Raw genomic sequence first — 16,008 nt, 5'->3', positions numbered from 1 at the left:
TTTAAAATATAAGTCTAGGAATATTTGAATAAATCTAAATTATCGTGTAGAATAATGTTGTAAAATGTAAACGTTTTTCTAAGGGGAGGCTAAAAAAATGGTAGTAGCATACAAACATGAGCCATTTACAGATTTTTCAGTGGAGGCTAACAAATTAGCGTTTGAAGAAGGTTTAAAGAAAGTAGAATCTTATCTTGGACAAGACTATCCATTAATTATTGGGGGAGAAAAAATCACTACAGAAGACAAAATTGTTTCTGTAAACCCTGCAAATAAAGAGGAACTTGTTGGTCGCGTTTCAAAAGCAAGCCGTGAGTTAGCTGAAAAAGCAATGCAAGTAGCGGATGAAACATTCCAAACTTGGAGAAAATCAAAGCCAGAAATGCGTGCAGACATTTTATTCCGTGCTGCAGCAATCGTTCGTCGCAGAAAACATGAATTCTCTGCTATTCTTGTAAAAGAAGCAGGTAAACCATGGAATGAGGCAGATGCTGATACAGCAGAAGCAATCGACTTTATGGAATATTATGGTCGTCAAATGTTAAAATTAAAAGACGGTATTCCAGTAGAAAGCCGTCCAATTGAATATAATCGTTTCTCTTACATTCCATTAGGAGTAGGTGTTATCATTTCTCCTTGGAACTTCCCATTCGCAATTATGGCAGGTATGACAACAGCTGCTTTAGTTTCTGGTAACACAGTATTACTAAAACCAGCTAGTACAACTCCTGTAGTAGCAGCGAAATTCATGGAAGTATTAGAAGAAGCTGGCTTACCAGCTGGCGTAGTAAACTTCGTTCCAGGTAATGGTTCTGAAGTTGGTGACTACTTAGTAGATCACCCTCGTACACGTTTCGTGAGCTTCACTGGATCTCGTGATGTAGGTATCCGTATTTATGAGCGTGCAGCGAAAGTAAACCCAGGCCAAATTTGGTTAAAACGCGTTATCGCTGAAATGGGTGGTAAAGATACAATCGTTGTTGATAAAGAAGCAGATCTTGAATTAGCAGCTAAATCTATCGTTGCATCAGCATTCGGATTCTCAGGACAAAAATGTTCTGCATGTTCTCGTGCAGTAATCCATGAAGATGTATACGATCACGTATTAAATCGTGCTGTTGAATTAACGAAAGAATTAACAGTTGCTAACCCAGCTGTATTAGGTACAAACATGGGTCCTGTTAATGACCAAGCTGCATTCGATAAAGTAATGAGCTATGTTGCAATTGGTAAAGAGGAAGGTAGAATCTTAACAGGTGGCGAAGGAGACGATTCTAAAGGCTGGTTCATCCAACCAACAATCGTTGCTGACGTTGCAGAAGATGCTCGCTTAATGAAAGAAGAAATCTTCGGACCAGTAGTAGCATTCTGTAAAGCAAAAGACTTTGATCATGCACTTGCAATTGCAAACAATACAGAATACGGTTTAACAGGTGCTGTTGTTACTAACAACCGTGACCATATTGAAAAAGCACGTGAAGAATTCCACGTGGGTAACTTATACTTCAACCGTGGATGTACTGGTGCAATCGTAGGTTACCAACCATTCGGTGGCTTTAACATGTCTGGTACAGACTCTAAAGCTGGTGGCCCTGACTACTTAGCACTTCACATGCAAGCAAAAACTACTTCTGAAACTTTATAAGAAATAATAGAAGAGATCTTCGCAGCCTGCGAAGATCTCTTTTTTTTGAAAAACTTGCTATATGTGAATTAAGATAGATATACGTAGAAAAACTAATAAGGTTTACTTCAGTAAATAAGATATATTATATTTGTTGAATAGATTCTCTTTACGGACAAGAAAAGTAGGTGAACAAAGTGGGAAAATATCAATTGGATTACAAGAGTCAGGTAGCTGTGGCAAAGTTTCATGAAAAACAGACGCCTGCCAAATTTGATAAAAAGCAGCAAATTGAAAATTTGCGTGCGGAGTATTTGAAAAAGAAGCAAAAACAAACAGATAAATAATATGTTACGTTTTTGATAGGAGAAACTAGTTCTAATTACTATATATTACTATTCGGTAATTAGAACTAGCTAAACCCTATTAATATCTGGATAAACATGTAAATAGAAACAAAACAACGAGAAAAGTTGACTTATTAGTCATATTTTTTAGTATTCATTTTAAGGATTTCCTGTATAATACAATTTGAAAGAAAATCTATGGTTTGACAAGAAACACTCTTTTCGGTTTTGCTCACTGAAGGGAGTGTTTTTTTGTAGCCAAAAACTCCTCTGTACTCATTACATTTGCATATACTCCATTTAAACTAGCCAAAATTGTGTTATGAATATAAACGGCTGGTATCGTAGCATTCTTAAAAGAAAGATCTTTTGTAGCACAAGCATCATGTATAACGGTACATGGAAAGCCGAAATCAAAAGCAGCTCTTACGGTAGCATCAATACACATATGAGTCATCATCCCGCATATGACGACGTGCTTAATGTCTAAACGTTGTAATTGTTCTAGAAGATCAGTTTCGCGAAAACTATTAGGATAATGTTTGAGTATAACGGTTTCTTCTCTAAGTGGACGTACGCTTTCATGAATATGTACACCTTCTGTATTGGGTAGGAAAAAAGTAGCGCCATCTTTTATTGCTACATGTTGGATATGAAAAATAGGTTCGTTTTTCGTTCTAAAGAGTTGTAGCAGCTGACTAGCATATTCGCTTGCTTCTACTGGATTACGCAATTCCATCTTTCCATGTGGAAAATAATCATTTTGAATATCAACGAGTAAAAGAGCTGTTTTCATATATTTATCTTCCTCCGATTTCATATTCAAATAATGGTATTCAATTTATAGAGGGGATTCTCCTTTTAAAAAATATGAAGGAGGAGAATTTAACATAACTTTAAAAATCATTATTGTATGTGATTTTTTATTTGAAAATTTCAATAGAGAAATAATTAATATTTTCTAAAAAATGTATTGACTCTTATTATTCTGAGTTCTATAATGAGAATTAATTAAACGACAATTAAATCGATACATTCTTATCCAGAGAGGTGGAGGGACTGGCCCTACGATACCTCAGCAACGGGTTTTTTAATACCGTGCTAACTCCAGCAAGCCTATAAAGGCTTGGAAGATGAGAAGATGTGAACGAGTACATATAAGTGCTCTCCTTCTTATCTTTATGGTTGATAAGAAGGAGAGCACTTTTTATTTTACCTCGAAAGCTCTACTTCAAGTTTTTACAGCATATAGGAGGGAAGAAAATGATTTCTTTTAACAACGTAAGTAAAGTATATGAATCAGGTGGGCAATCTGTTCATGCGGTGGAGGATGTAACATTATCAGTTGAGAAGGGCGAAATTTTCGGTATCATCGGTTTTAGTGGCGCTGGAAAGAGTACGTTATTACGCCTAGTAAATATGTTAGAGAAACCAACGGCAGGAACGATTTCAATAGATGATAAAGATATTACATCACTATCGACGAAAGAATTACGAAAGCTAAGACAAAGAATCGGGATGATTTTTCAAAGTTTTAATTTATTTAATTCAAGAACAGTGTTTGGGAATATTGCATACCCATTAAGGTTAGCGAAAGTACCAAAGAATGAGATAAAAGAAAGAGTAAACGAACTGCTGAAATTTGTAGGATTAGAAGATAAAGCAAACTATTATCCAGAGCAACTATCAGGTGGTCAAAAACAACGTGTTGGCATTGCTAGAGCACTTGCAACATCGCCAGACATTCTTATATGTGATGAGGCAACATCAGCTTTAGATCCAGAAACAACGACAGAAATTTTGAACTTATTAAAGAAAGTAAATCGAGAATACAATGTAACGATTCTACTCATTACACATGAAATGCATGTTGTGAAAGAAATTTGTCACCGTGTAGCTGTAATGGAGAAGGGAAAAGTTATTGAAGAAGGAAAACTGTTTGACGTTTTCACACAACCGAAAACAAAGACAACTCAAAACTTTGTACGCTCCATTATTAATGATCATTTACCGGAAAGTGTTCTAGGGAAAATTCAAAATGGTGGACAGATTTATCGCTTAACATTTACTGGTGAAGAGACAGGGCAGCCGGTACTATCATATATCGCGAAAAATTATAACGTCGATGTAAACGTACTGTATGGAAATATTATTGAACTCCAAAATGTGCTATTTGGAAATCTTCTTGTAGAATTGCAAGGTGAACAGAAGGAAATTCAAAAAGCATTACAACATCTAAGACTGCAAGTGCAGCTGAAGGAGGTAGAAGCTCATGCGAGTTGATTGGAGTATATTTTGGCCTCGCATAGTAGATGCGACGGGGGATACCCTCTTAATGGTAATTGTAACCCTTATATTCGCTACAATCCTTGGTATACCTCTAGGTTTACTTTTATATGTAACGAGAAAAGGAAACTTTTTAGAAAATAAATGGGTCTTTTCTATTCTTAATATCATTATCAATACAATTCGTCCGGTTCCATTCATCATTTTCTTAGTGGCTTTAAGCCCACTAACAAGAAGTGTTATCGGAACGACGATTGGAACAGCAGCAGCAATCTTTCCAATGACGTTAGTTGCATCAATTGGTATTGCTAGAATGGTTGAAACAAATCTTGTTTCAGTTCCAAAGGGAGTCATTGAAGCAGCTCAAGCGATGGGTGCTTCACCATTTAGAATTGTTTTTGAAATTCTTGTGCCAGAAGCGTTAGCTCCATTGATTTTAGGTGTTACGTTTATGACAGTTGGTTTAATTGAATTTTCTGCAGTTGCTGGGCTTGTCGGTGGTGGCGGTCTTGGTGACTTAGCGATGACATATGGTTATCAACGTTTTGATACATCAGTTATGTTCGTAACGGTCGTTTTACTTATTATTCTTGTACAGGTAGCTCAAAATTTAGGAAACTACTTTGCGAAAGTCTTTTTACGCAGATCATAAAAAGGAAGAGGGAAAAAGAAAATGAAGAAAATTTTAGCATTTGCATTATCAGCGATTGTAGGAATTTCAGCGTTAAGCGGCTGCTCAAGTGGAGACACGGGGGCAGGAGCAAAAGAGAAAGTAGTTCGCATTGGTGTAACTGGAACGGATGGAAACGCTTGGGAAATTGTAAAGGAAAAAGCTGAAAAAGAAGGGATTAAAGTTAAACTAATTGAGTTCTCTGATTACACAACGCCAAATAAAGCGTTAGCTGATGGAGATATTGAACTAAACTCATTCCAGCACGTTGCTTTCTTAGAGCAATTTAAAAAAGAGCATAAGTTAGATATTACAGCTGTTGGTACAACGCAAATTGCACCAATGGGCTTATACTCTGAAAAATATAAGAAGGCAAATGAAATTCCAGATGGTTCAGAAATTGCGATTCCAAATGATCCAACGAACCAAGCTCGTGCATTAAAACTTCTTGATGCAGCAGGTTTATTAAAGCTTAAGAAAGACTTTGGTTTATTTGGAGATTCAAGCGGCATTGCTGAAAATCCGAAGAAGTTAAAAATTACACCGGTTATCGCACAGCAAACACCTCGTGTATTAAAAGATGTAGCAGCTTCAGTCATTAATAACGGTGTTGCTGGTCAAGCTGGATTAGATCCAGCGAAGGATCCAATTTTCTTAGAAGATCCAAAGAATGAAAATGCGAAGCCATATATTAATATTTTCGCAGCTCGTACAAAAGATAAAGATGATCAAACACTGAAAAAAGTAATTGAACTATATCATTCAAAAGAAGTAACAGATGCAATTAAGAAAGAAACAAATGATGGTTCCATTTCAGTAGATCTTTCACTTGATGAGCTTGAAAAAATCGTAAAATAACTATCGGGTTTAACGATTAACAGTAGGAACCCCTCCGCTGTTAGCTCGTTCAACATATAATCTACTTAACAAACAAAACCCTAATTCTGTACCTTCCAATTCTGTATAACGTAGAATCCAATGTTTGTTAAGTAGAGTGATGGACCAGGAGTTTTCCTGGTCTTTTTTTATGAATGAAAGTAGCTAGCGAATAGTAAAGTAATCCAAATTATAACAGGGTAAGAAAATAAGCTGAAAATGAGTGTAAGTATGAATTGTTTTTTTAAAATGAGGTGTTTTTCGAATGAAAAAAAGAAAATAGAAAAGATAACAATGAAAACTGCTGATATTACGCCAGGATTATAAGAACGATATATGGAAAACAAAATAATATGTTGAACGGAGTTGAAGAAGATAGCCCCTTGTATAAAAATAATCCAGTATATAGAAGACAAGAAGTTTAGTTGATATAGAAAGGTGATAAGTAAGACAAAGATTGTTAGTGCGGAAATGGCAATGAAAAATTGTTGGCTTGTTATAAAATGAATTGAAAATTGATTAGCAAGATATTGAGGCATTTGGAAAGATTCTTCTAGATTATGAATGAAAAATAACAAGGGAATAACCCAAAGCATAATAGTGGAATGTTTTTTCAACAACTTACATCACTCCAATATGGAGATAGAAAGCCTAGAGAGGCTCTTTATCCAGAGATGTTCATTCAATTATGATACTTTTTAAATTATTTTCTTAGTGCTCTTGTTCTTTCGGATAAGCAGCTAGCTCCTCTTGCAAAATATTTAGTATTTGCTTAGCTGATTGTTGGATTGGGGTAGGGAACTCTTCTAATATATTCATACCGATTTTTATTTTTGTACGAATTACCTTTCTTAGTAGTTCCTCATGCATGTACTACACCTCCAAATCGAATATTTAGTACATCTTCTTCGAACTTAGCTCCTTGAATAGAAAGGTGTGTTAACGTTTTTGGCAATGTGATGTTCCGTTTCACAGAACCTGAACGAATGATAAGTTCATCACCTTTTTGATTTAATGAAAGTTCACTTTTGTTTGAGAAGGGAATGGAGAGAACGAAAATATACTCATCGCCATCTTTTTTTACATATTGAGTGCGCCCGTTAAATTTCACTTTCGTAGGAGAAGAATCTGATTTAAATAAAGCGTCTCCTACACGCTCTAACATGGACAAACCGACAACTTCTTGTTCAAACATAGGAGCTTCGTAAATAGGAAGCGGCTGAAAACTATCTTGAATTAATGTTTTATATTTTTTTTGAGTATCTTTCCATGCTTGAAAATAAGGATCGGTGACAGTGTTAGGGATGACGCGGTTAATCATAATGGCATCTACGTTATAATCGTATAAATTTAAATAAGTAAAGCTACGCTGAGCTTCTTTAGTGACCATTTTTTCGGGATTTACAACGATGCGGATACTTGTTATTTCTCGGTTTGATAAAATATCTCTCATTTCTCCGAGCTGTTCAAGTGTATTCGTTAATTCGTCCATAATATCATCGGTTGGAAGAGGAACACCAAGAAGTGGTTGAGCTACAGGGCGAACAACTTTTAAAACTTTTCTTTTAATAGGAAAGAGTTTTTCCATCCACCAGCTGAGCATGTCTGGAAAGCTGAGCATTGCTAATGTTTCTCCTGTTGGAGCACAATCAATGATAATAACATCATATGTGTTTTGTTTATAATAATCGAGTACGCGAAGTAAGCTAATTAAATCTTCCATACCAGGAAACATCGTTAACTCTTCTGTTGTAATATCATCAGCTGCTTTGGAAGTGAAGAGTAGCGTAATATATTTCTGTAATTTCCCCCAGCCTTTTTCCATCTCATAAATCGTATTAATTTCTTGTGCCCACAAATTTTCACGAATTTCTAATGGCTCAGAAGATAGCTTTATACCAAATGAATCTCCTAAACTATGAGCAGGATCTGTACTCATTACTAATGTTTTTAATCCTTGTTTTGCGCTTTGAAGCGCTGTTGCTGCTGAAATGCTAGTTTTTCCTACGCCGCCTTTACCTGTATACAAAATAATTCTCATTATTCTATCCCCTTTGTTTCGAGTGTCGAATATTACGAGTATCGAAATAAAATATTGAATAAAAACCCAACTAGGGTTTTATTCAATCGGAATGTTTTTCATTTTAGGTGTAGAAACCTTTTCTTCTGTTTTTTGCTGTGACGTAGCGATGTGATTCATGATCTTTTGGAAGATTTGTAGTAAGAATGCTTTTTCTTCTTCTGATAATGCTTCTGTCACTAGGTTAAAGTAATGGGCTGCATTTTGTTTTACTTCTTGGACGAGCATTACGCCGTTTTCTGTTAAACGAATTAATACAATGCGTCGGTCGTTTTCATCACGGTACCTTTCAATATATCCCTTTTTTACGAGGCGATTTACAACACCTGTCGTTGTACTCATCGGTATATCAAGAAGGTCAGCAATTTTTGTCATTGTAATATCTGTATTTCGCTCCATCCAAAGTAAACAAAATACTTCTGTTTTAGAAAGTGTTAAATCTAGGCTTACCCATTCTTCAGGATAAAAAAGCTTCTTGGCGTTATCTAGCAGCAAGTCTAAAAAATGTTCATATTGCAACAATTATTTCCACTCCCGTATATTTCGAGGTTCGTAATATTTTTTTTTATTTTATGTAGAATTGAAATAAATGTCAATGATTTTAAATGTTTTTTCAGATTAGACAGAAAACTAACTTTAAAATAGTATTCTTTTATGATAGATTTATAAATATAAAACTAGAATTTACATAAAAATCCATCGTGGTAAATATACTTATCTATAATGGATGTACAGCTAACGAGGGGGAGAACGATGAGAAGACGTAATACGCAAGCGTTCACGTTTTTAGCATGGACTTCATTTGTTTGTGCACTTTCAGGTATGCTAATTGGAATTTATACGTTAGATGAAACGCTTAGTGTAAAAGGATATTATTTAATTGGAACATTATTTTTAACGATGTCTTGTTTTGTATTACAAAAAACAATTCGTGATAATGAAGAAGATAACGAGAGATTTCCGAAAAATAAACCGTTAGATAAGGAGTAAATTGTAAAGAAAGGCATTTGCCTTTCTTTTTTTATGTAAAAATGCCGTAAGTGCCGTGTGTTGACTTGCTTGAAGTACTGAAAATTTGGTATCATCAATAGTATTGTAGATTGAACGATATATTATGGAGGTGGCCTAGCCGTGTCAAGAATTTCCGTTGAGAATGTAAAGCACGTAGCACATTTAGCACGTCTTGCAATTACTGATCAAGAAGCAGAAAAATTTCAAAAACAACTGGATGCAATCGTTACATTTGCAGAACAGTTAAATGAATTAGATACAACAGATGTAAAACCAACAACTCATGTATTAACTATGAAAAATGTTATGCGTGAAGATGTACCAGAAAAAGGTTTACCAGTTGAAGAAGTATTAAAAAATGCACCGGATCACAAAGATAATCAAATCCGTGTTCCAGCAGTATTAGAATAGAGGAGGGGAATTTCGATGTCATTATTTGATCATTCCGTATCAGAGTTACATAAGAAATTAAACAACAAAGAAATTTCCGTTACGGATTTAGTAGAAGAATCTTACAAACGTATTGCGGATGTTGAAGATAACGTAAAAGCTTTTCTTGCATTAGATGAAGAAAACGCACGCGCGAAAGCGAAAGAATTAGACGCGAAAATTGGTGCTGAAGATAATGGTTTATTATTCGGTATGCCAATTGGTGTAAAAGATAACATTGTAACTAACGGTCTTCGTACAACTTGTGCGAGCAAAATGTTAGCAAACTTTGATCCAATTTATGATGCAACAGTTGTGCAAAAGCTAAAAGCTGCTGACACAGTTACAATCGGTAAATTAAATATGGACGAGTTCGCAATGGGTTCTTCAAATGAAAACTCAGGTTTCTACGCTACGAAAAATCCATGGAACTTAGATTACGTTCCAGGTGGATCTAGTGGTGGTTCTGCAGCAGCTGTAGCGGCAGGAGAAGTATTATTTTCTCTAGGTTCTGATACGGGTGGTTCTATCCGTCAGCCAGCTGCATATTGCGGCGTTGTAGGTTTAAAACCAACTTACGGACGCGTATCTCGTTACGGATTAGTAGCATTCGCATCTTCACTTGACCAAATCGGACCGATTACACGTACAGTAGAAGATAATGCGTACTTATTACAAGCTATTTCAGGTATTGACCGTATGGATGCAACTTCTGCTAACGTTGAAGTCGGAAACTACTTAGCTGGTTTAACAGGCGACGTTAAAGGTTTACGCATTGCTGTACCGAAAGAATACTTAGGAGAAGGTGTTGGCGAAGAAGCTCGTGAGTCAGTACTAGCTGCTTTAAAAGTATTAGAAGGTATGGGCGCAACTTGGGAGGAAGTATCTCTTCCGCACTCTAAATACGCTCTAGCAACGTATTACTTATTATCTTCTTCTGAAGCATCAGCTAACCTTTCACGCTTTGATGGCGTACGTTACGGTGTTCGTTCTGATAATGTAAATAATTTATTAGACCTTTACAAAAACACACGTAGCGAAGGTTTCGGTGATGAAGTAAAACGCCGTATTATGCTTGGTACATTTGCACTTAGCTCTGGTTACTATGATGCATATTACAAGAAAGCACAACAAGTACGTACATTAATTAAAAACGACTTTGAAAATGTATTTGCTAACTATGATGTTATTATTGGACCAACAACGCCAACTCCGGCATTTAAAGTGGGCGAGAAAGTTGATGATCCAATGACAATGTATGCAAATGACATTTTAACAATCCCAGTAAACTTAGCGGGTGTTCCAGCGATTTCTGTTCCATGTGGATTCGGTGCTAACAACATGCCACTTGGTTTACAAATCATTGGTAAACACTTCGATGAAGCGACAATTTACCGCGTTGCACATGCGTTTGAGCAAGCAACAGACTATCATACAAAAAAAGCAAGTCTGTAAGGAGGCGAGCATAGATGAATTTAGAAACAATTATTGGTTTAGAGGTTCACGTTGAGTTAAAAACAAATTCGAAAATTTTCTCTGCGAGTCCAACAGAATTCGGAGCGGAGCCAAATACACAAACAAGTGTAATTGACTTAGGATACCCAGGGGTACTTCCTACTTTAAATAAAGAAGCAGTTAACTTTGCAATGAAAGCTGCAATGGCATTAAACTGTGAAATCGCAACGGAAACGAAGTTTGACCGTAAAAACTATTTCTACCCAGATAATCCGAAAGCTTATCAAATTTCTCAATTCGATAAGCCAATTGGTGAAAATGGTTGGATTGAAATTGAAGTAGACGGTAAAAAGAAACGTATCGGTATTACACGTCTTCATTTAGAAGAAGATGCTGGTAAATCAACGCATACAGCTGATGGTTCATTAGTAGACTACAACCGTCAAGGTATGCCTTTAATCGAGATCGTATCTGAGCCAGATATGCGTACGCCAGAAGAAGCATATGCATACTTAGAGAAGTTAAAATCAATCATTCAATATACTGGCGTATCTGATTGTAAGATGGAAGAAGGTTCTCTACGCTGTGATGCGAACATTTCCCTTCGTCCAGTTGGACAAGAGAAGTTCGGTACAAAAGCGGAACTGAAAAACTTAAACTCATTCACTTACGTACAAAAAGGTCTTGAGCACGAGCAAGTGCGCCAAGAGAAAGAATTGTTATCTGGTGGTATCATCCAACAAGAAACACGTCGTTATGATGAAGCAACGAAGAAAACAATCTTAATGCGTGTGAAAGAGGGATCTGACGATTACCGTTACTTCCCAGAGCCAGACTTAGTTGAACTTTACATCGATGATGAGTGGAAAGAAGAAATTCGTGCTTCGATTCCAGAACTTCCAGATGCACGTAAAGCTCGCTACGTTGCAGAAATTGGCTTACCAGCTTATGATGCACACGTATTAACATTAACGAAAGAAATGTCTGATTTCTTTGAAGCAACTGTTGCAGACGGTGCTGACGCGAAATTAACATCAAACTGGTTGATGGGTGAAGTGCTTGCATACTTAAACAAACAACAAAAAGAATTAAAAGACGTTGCATTAACGCCTGCTGGTTTATCTAAAATGGTTCAATTAATTGAAAAAGGTACAATTTCTTCTAAAATCGCGAAGAAAGTATTTAACGAATTAATTGAAAAAGGTGGAGACCCAGAGGAAATCGTTAAAGCAAAAGGTCTTGTTCAAATTTCTGACGAAGGTACACTTCGTAAGGTTGTAACAGAAATTCTTGATAATAATGAGCAATCTATTGAAGACTTTAAAAACGGTAAAGACCGTGCAATTGGCTTCTTAGTTGGTCAAATTATGAAAGCTACAAAAGGACAAGCAAATCCGCCGCTTGTTAACAAAATCTTACTTGAAGAGATTAATAAGCGATAATAGTAGTAACTTTTAAAGATTAAGCAGAAAAACACCCGTACATGGGTGTTTTTCTAGGTTAATCAAACGTTTGTTTAAATGAGAGAAGATCGTTTAAACAAACGTTTGATTAACTGTCAAAAGTGGAAAAATGTTTGTATAGCAACTATGGTATGATAGTTGCAAAAAGGTGGGAATAATGATAAATCTAGACATAGAGGTTTTTTTCATCTCATGAAATAATAGATAATTATTATTCGTTATATGTAAATTGTTGTGAGGAAATAGATAGACATAAATTTTTTGTCAAATAAAACAAAACCATTGAAATGAATATTTACTTTTGATGGACTACACGAATCGGGTTCTTACTGCCTGTTTGAGCGGGATAAAAGAAGGATAGGAAGATGAGAGGAGGTAGGCATAGGAATACTGAATAGAATTTCGGTATGTTCTTTTTGATATATAAAGAAATTTCCTGTGCTAATAAATGATGAAGCGAGCAAGAATTATTTATAATCCTACTTCTGGGCGCGAGCTATTTAAGAAGAGCTTACCGGAAGTATTACAAAAATTAGAACAAGCTGGATATGAAGCGTCTTGTCATGCGACAACTGGTCCTGGAGATGCGACTGTGGCAGCGAGGCAAGCTGCGGATCGTAAGTTTGATGTTGTTATCGCAGCTGGTGGTGATGGTACATTAAATGAAGTGGTGAACGGTTTAGTAGGACATGAACAGCGTCCAAAGTTTGGAATTATTCCAGTTGGAACGACAAATGATTTTGCGCGTGCGATCGGTGTACCTCGTGCTATTGAAGAGGCTGCGGATATTATTTGTGAAGGGAAAACAGTTCCGTTAGATCTTGGTAGAGCGAATGATACATATTTCATTAATATCGCTGGTGGCGGCCGTATTACAGAATTAACATATGAAGTGCCAAGCAAGCTAAAAACGGTATTAGGCCAACTTGCTTATTATTTAAAAGGAATCGAAATGCTACCATCATTACATCCAACATATGTTGAAATCGAGTATGATGGAAAGTTGCTACAAGAAGAAATTACGATGTTTTTAATTACGAATACTCGTTCAGTTGGTGGATTCGAAAAAGTAGCACCATATGCATCGATTAATGATGGCTTATTTGATTTATTAGTACTGAAAAAAGGTTCTATCGCTGACTTAATTAAAGCAGCAACACAAGCGCAGCGTGGTGAACATATTAATAACCCAAAAGTGCTATACACACAAGCAAATCGAATTAAAGTGCATTCACCAGATAAACTAATGATTAACTTAGATGGTGAATACGGTGGAGATGCACCGATGGAATTCGAAAATATATATCATTGTCTTGAACTATTTGTTCCTGAACAACAAGAGGATGCCCTGTAAAGGCATCCTTTTTATTATATAGAGGAATTGTAAATTGGAAGTTAGTTTGATTTTCATGGTATTTTTACAATTCGTTTATTTTATATCCATACTTTATTGATACACTGGAGGAGATAAGAAACGAGAGGTAGGGTGCTATGGAGAAGGTAAAAGCAATATTATTTGATAAAGACGGGACATTAATGGATTTTCATTCAATTTGGATAAAAGTAGCTGAAGAACTTGTGGCGGAATGTATAAATCTATATCAACTTCCAAAGTCAATGCAGCAGGATTTATTAAAAGAGATCGGTGTGGATGGGGCATTTGTAAACCCTCGTAGCGCAATAGCGGCAGGAACAAGCCTTGATGTTGCAAAGGGGCTTTGTAAGTATATTACGTCATCTAAGGAAGAGGAGATGCATGAGTGGGTAAGTGAAAAGTTATTTTCTCTTATGTATGAGCATCGTTCTTATATGAAAATGACGGCGGATTTACCGAGAATTTTACAAGTTTTAAAGGATAGAGGATTTATTTTAGGTGTTGTGACAGCCGATGATTTTGCACCAACAGAATTGTTTTTGAAACAATATCAATTAGAGTCTTTTTTTGATTATGTTGTAGCTTCAGATACATTTCCGGCACAAAAACCAGATAAAAGAATTGTAGAATCTTTTTGTGAGAAGTTTCATTTAGAAGCATGTGAAGTAGCCGTCGTTGGAGATACACCAACTGATTTACATTTAGCGAAAAACGGTGATTGCTATGCAATTGGGGTGCTATCTGGTACGGGAGACCGTCAAACATTAGAACCACTTGCGGATATGCTCGTACAATCTATTGGGGATTTTATTTCTCATTCGGGTGAGTTGACTTGGGAACAAGGAAAGTCTAATGTGTAAGGAAAATAAGTCTATAAGGACTCTTAATGAGTCTTTATAGACTTATTTTTTATGTCGACATAGAAGGTAAGTAGGATGAATGCTGGAAAAGAATGTTGGCATACATTTTGCAACGAAAAGAGAAAACAATGTAAAGAAAAGGATGGGATACGTAATGAACACAAAAAAATTTGCTAAAGTAAATGAACAAATTCCTGGACCGAAAGCAGCGTCTTTATTAGAACGCCGCCAAAATATAGTACCAAAAGGAGTAAGTAACGGCATCCCAACGTTTGTACAATCTGCAAATGGTGCTCTTTTAACAGATGTTGATGGTAATCAGTACATTGATTTCGCAGGAGCAATCGGAACAATTAACGTAGGGCATTGTCATCCAGCTGTTAAAGAGGCGCTCCATAAACAAGTAGATCAATACATTCATACTGGATTTAATGTCATGATGTATGAGCCATATATTGAATTAGCAGAAAAACTTGCGGCATTAGCACCAGGAAGTTTTGATAAGCAAGTACTATTTTTAAATAGTGGTGCAGAAGCGGTTGAAAACGCAGTGAAAATCGCTCGTAAATATACAAAAAGGCCTGGTATTATTGCATTTTCTAAAGGATTCCATGGGCGTACATTAATGACAATGACGATGACAAGTAAAGTAAAACCATATAAATTTGGATTTGGCCCATTTGCGCCTGAAGTCTATAAAGCACCATTTCCATATGAATATCGCCGCCCAGAAGGATTAACGGAAGAGCAGTACGATGACTTTATGATTGAAGAGTTTAAGAATTTCTTCATATCAGAAGTAGCGCCAGAAACAATTGCAGCCGTTGTAATGGAACCTGTTCAAGGGGAAGGCGGATTTATCGTTCCAAGTAAGAAATTTGTGCAAGAAGTACGCAATATTTGTTCAGAACACGGCATCTTATTTGTAGCGGATGAAATTCAAACAGGATTTAGTCGTACAGGAAAATATTTTGCCATTGATCATTATGATGTCGTTCCAGATTTAATTACGGTATCTAAATCATTAGGCGCTGGTGTACCGATTAGTGGTGTTATTGGGCGCAAGGAAATTATGAATGAGTCTGCGCCGGGAGAGCTTGGTGGAACGTATGCAGGAAGCCCACTAGGATGTGCGGCAGCATTAGCAGTGCTTGATGTAATAGAAAAAGAGAATTTAAATGATAGAGCGATAGAATTAGGGAAAGTTGTAATGAACCGATTCGAAGAGATGAAAAATAAATATAATTGCATCGGTGATGTGCGCGGCTTAGGAGCAATGTGTGCATTCGAGCTCGTTCAAGACCGTAAGACGAAAGCACCTGATAAAACGTTAACAGCTAACTTGTGCGCAGAAGCAAACAAACGCGGATTACTTCTACTATCAGCAGGGACATACGGTAATGTTATTCGTGTGTTAATGCCATTAGTTATTACAGATGAGCAACTTGAAGAAGGATTAACAATAATTGAAGAATCATTGCAAGTCTGTTATGAGAAAGCAAATACTGCTCGTGTTTAAAAGCTAAATAATA

At 36.3% G+C, this 16,008-nt stretch carries 17 protein-coding genes and 1 riboswitch; of the genes, 12 read left to right on the top strand and 5 right to left on the bottom strand.

Annotated features, from left to right (window positions below):
- Positions 1–97: 97 nt before the first annotated feature.
- Both pruA and ILT06_RS27930 read left to right on the top strand, forming a co-directional pair.
- On the top strand, positions 98–1,645 hold the full coding sequence (gene pruA, locus ILT06_RS27935) for an L-glutamate gamma-semialdehyde dehydrogenase (protein ID WP_000259557.1): 1,548 nt from the start codon (positions 98–100) through the stop codon (positions 1,643–1,645).
- A 176-nt stretch (positions 1,646–1,821) separates the two neighbouring features.
- Positions 1,822–1,971 (top strand): hypothetical protein, encoded by a 150-nt coding sequence (locus tag ILT06_RS27930; RefSeq protein WP_000521652.1) that lies wholly within the window; start codon positions 1,822–1,824, stop codon positions 1,969–1,971.
- Between the two features lie 232 nt (positions 1,972–2,203).
- On the opposite strand, the gene ILT06_RS27925 is transcribed toward ILT06_RS27930, so the two are convergent.
- Positions 2,204–2,767, bottom strand: coding sequence for a cysteine hydrolase family protein (locus ILT06_RS27925; RefSeq protein WP_064477275.1), 564 nt, complete (start codon positions 2,765–2,767; stop codon positions 2,204–2,206).
- A 239-nt stretch (positions 2,768–3,006) separates the two neighbouring features.
- Positions 3,007–3,111, top strand: a riboswitch (SAM riboswitch).
- 123 nt (positions 3,112–3,234) lie between these two features.
- On the opposite strand from ILT06_RS27925, the gene ILT06_RS27920 reads away from it, so the two are divergent.
- The 3 genes from ILT06_RS27920 to ILT06_RS27910 are packed head-to-tail and all read left to right on the top strand — an operon-like array spanning position 3,235 to position 5,785.
- A complete protein-coding gene (locus ILT06_RS27920; protein WP_149174003.1) occupies positions 3,235–4,254 on the top strand; it encodes a methionine ABC transporter ATP-binding protein in 1,020 nt (339 codons plus the stop codon).
- Positions 4,244–4,909 (top strand): methionine ABC transporter permease, encoded by a 666-nt coding sequence (locus ILT06_RS27915; protein ID WP_001261880.1) that lies wholly within the window; start codon positions 4,244–4,246, stop codon positions 4,907–4,909. Before ILT06_RS27920 ends, ILT06_RS27915 begins: the two co-directional genes overlap by 11 nt.
- Positions 4,910–4,930: 21 nt before the next feature.
- Positions 4,931–5,785 (top strand): MetQ/NlpA family ABC transporter substrate-binding protein, encoded by an 855-nt coding sequence (locus tag ILT06_RS27910; RefSeq protein ID WP_088046899.1) that lies wholly within the window; start codon positions 4,931–4,933, stop codon positions 5,783–5,785.
- A 167-nt stretch (positions 5,786–5,952) separates the two neighbouring features.
- Here ILT06_RS27910 and ILT06_RS27905 read toward each other — a convergent pair whose 3' ends face one another.
- The 4 genes from ILT06_RS27905 to ILT06_RS27890 all read right to left on the bottom strand — a co-directional run bounded on the left by ILT06_RS27905 (position 5,953) and on the right by ILT06_RS27890 (position 8,405).
- On the bottom strand, positions 5,953–6,423 hold the full coding sequence (locus ILT06_RS27905; protein WP_081257440.1) for an HXXEE domain-containing protein: 471 nt from the start codon (positions 6,421–6,423) through the stop codon (positions 5,953–5,955).
- A 91-nt stretch (positions 6,424–6,514) separates the two neighbouring features.
- Positions 6,515–6,673: a DUF3926 domain-containing protein gene (locus ILT06_RS27900; protein WP_222655685.1), complete on the bottom strand. Its 159-nt coding sequence runs from the start codon at positions 6,671–6,673 to the stop codon at positions 6,515–6,517.
- On the bottom strand, positions 6,666–7,847 hold the full coding sequence (locus ILT06_RS27895; RefSeq protein WP_222655690.1) for an ArsA family ATPase: 1,182 nt from the start codon (positions 7,845–7,847) through the stop codon (positions 6,666–6,668). Before ILT06_RS27895 ends, ILT06_RS27900 begins: the two co-directional genes overlap by 8 nt.
- 75 nt (positions 7,848–7,922) lie before the next feature.
- Positions 7,923–8,405 carry a MarR family winged helix-turn-helix transcriptional regulator gene (locus ILT06_RS27890; protein WP_000942477.1) on the bottom strand — a complete coding sequence of 161 codons (483 nt, stop codon included), beginning with the start codon at positions 8,403–8,405 and terminating at the stop codon, positions 7,923–7,925.
- 231 nt (positions 8,406–8,636) lie between these two features.
- Between ILT06_RS27890 and ILT06_RS27885 the strand changes: the two genes are divergently transcribed.
- The 7 genes from ILT06_RS27885 to gabT all read left to right on the top strand — a co-directional run bounded on the left by ILT06_RS27885 (position 8,637) and on the right by gabT (position 15,995).
- On the top strand, positions 8,637–8,873 hold the full coding sequence (locus ILT06_RS27885; RefSeq protein WP_001254393.1) for a YiaA/YiaB family inner membrane protein: 237 nt from the start codon (positions 8,637–8,639) through the stop codon (positions 8,871–8,873).
- Between the two features lie 141 nt (positions 8,874–9,014).
- Entirely contained in the window at positions 9,015–9,305 is a 291-nt protein-coding gene (gatC, locus tag ILT06_RS27880; RefSeq protein WP_000086999.1) for an Asp-tRNA(Asn)/Glu-tRNA(Gln) amidotransferase subunit GatC, read from the top strand.
- Positions 9,306–9,320: 15 nt separating this feature from the next.
- Positions 9,321–10,778: an Asp-tRNA(Asn)/Glu-tRNA(Gln) amidotransferase subunit GatA gene (gene gatA / locus ILT06_RS27875; protein WP_103655504.1), complete on the top strand. Its 1,458-nt coding sequence runs from the start codon at positions 9,321–9,323 to the stop codon at positions 10,776–10,778.
- 14 nt (positions 10,779–10,792) lie between these two features.
- Complete coding sequence (gatB, locus tag ILT06_RS27870) at positions 10,793–12,220, top strand: Asp-tRNA(Asn)/Glu-tRNA(Gln) amidotransferase subunit GatB (RefSeq protein WP_046958896.1); 1,428 nt, start codon at positions 10,793–10,795, stop codon at positions 12,218–12,220.
- Between the two features lie 469 nt (positions 12,221–12,689).
- Positions 12,690–13,595, top strand: a complete 906-nt coding sequence (locus tag ILT06_RS27865; protein WP_222655684.1) for a diacylglycerol kinase — start codon at positions 12,690–12,692, stop codon at positions 13,593–13,595.
- 137 nt (positions 13,596–13,732) lie between these two features.
- The gene (locus ILT06_RS27860; RefSeq protein WP_098102439.1) at positions 13,733–14,476 is read left to right on the top strand and encodes an HAD family hydrolase; all 744 of its coding nucleotides are present in this window, start codon (positions 13,733–13,735) and stop codon (positions 14,474–14,476) included.
- Between the two features lie 154 nt (positions 14,477–14,630).
- Entirely contained in the window at positions 14,631–15,995 is a 1,365-nt protein-coding gene (gene gabT / locus ILT06_RS27855; RefSeq protein WP_064477276.1) for a 4-aminobutyrate--2-oxoglutarate transaminase, read from the top strand.
- Positions 15,996–16,008 lie beyond the last annotated feature (13 nt).

Source organism: Bacillus sp. 17RED48 (genome assembly GCF_019837545.1).
In the GTDB taxonomy this organism is placed as follows: Bacteria; Bacillota; Bacilli; order Bacillales; family Bacillaceae_G; genus Bacillus_A; species Bacillus_A wiedmannii.
Note: the sequence above shows the minus strand (reverse complement) of the source record. Positions and strands in the feature narration are given on the sequence as shown.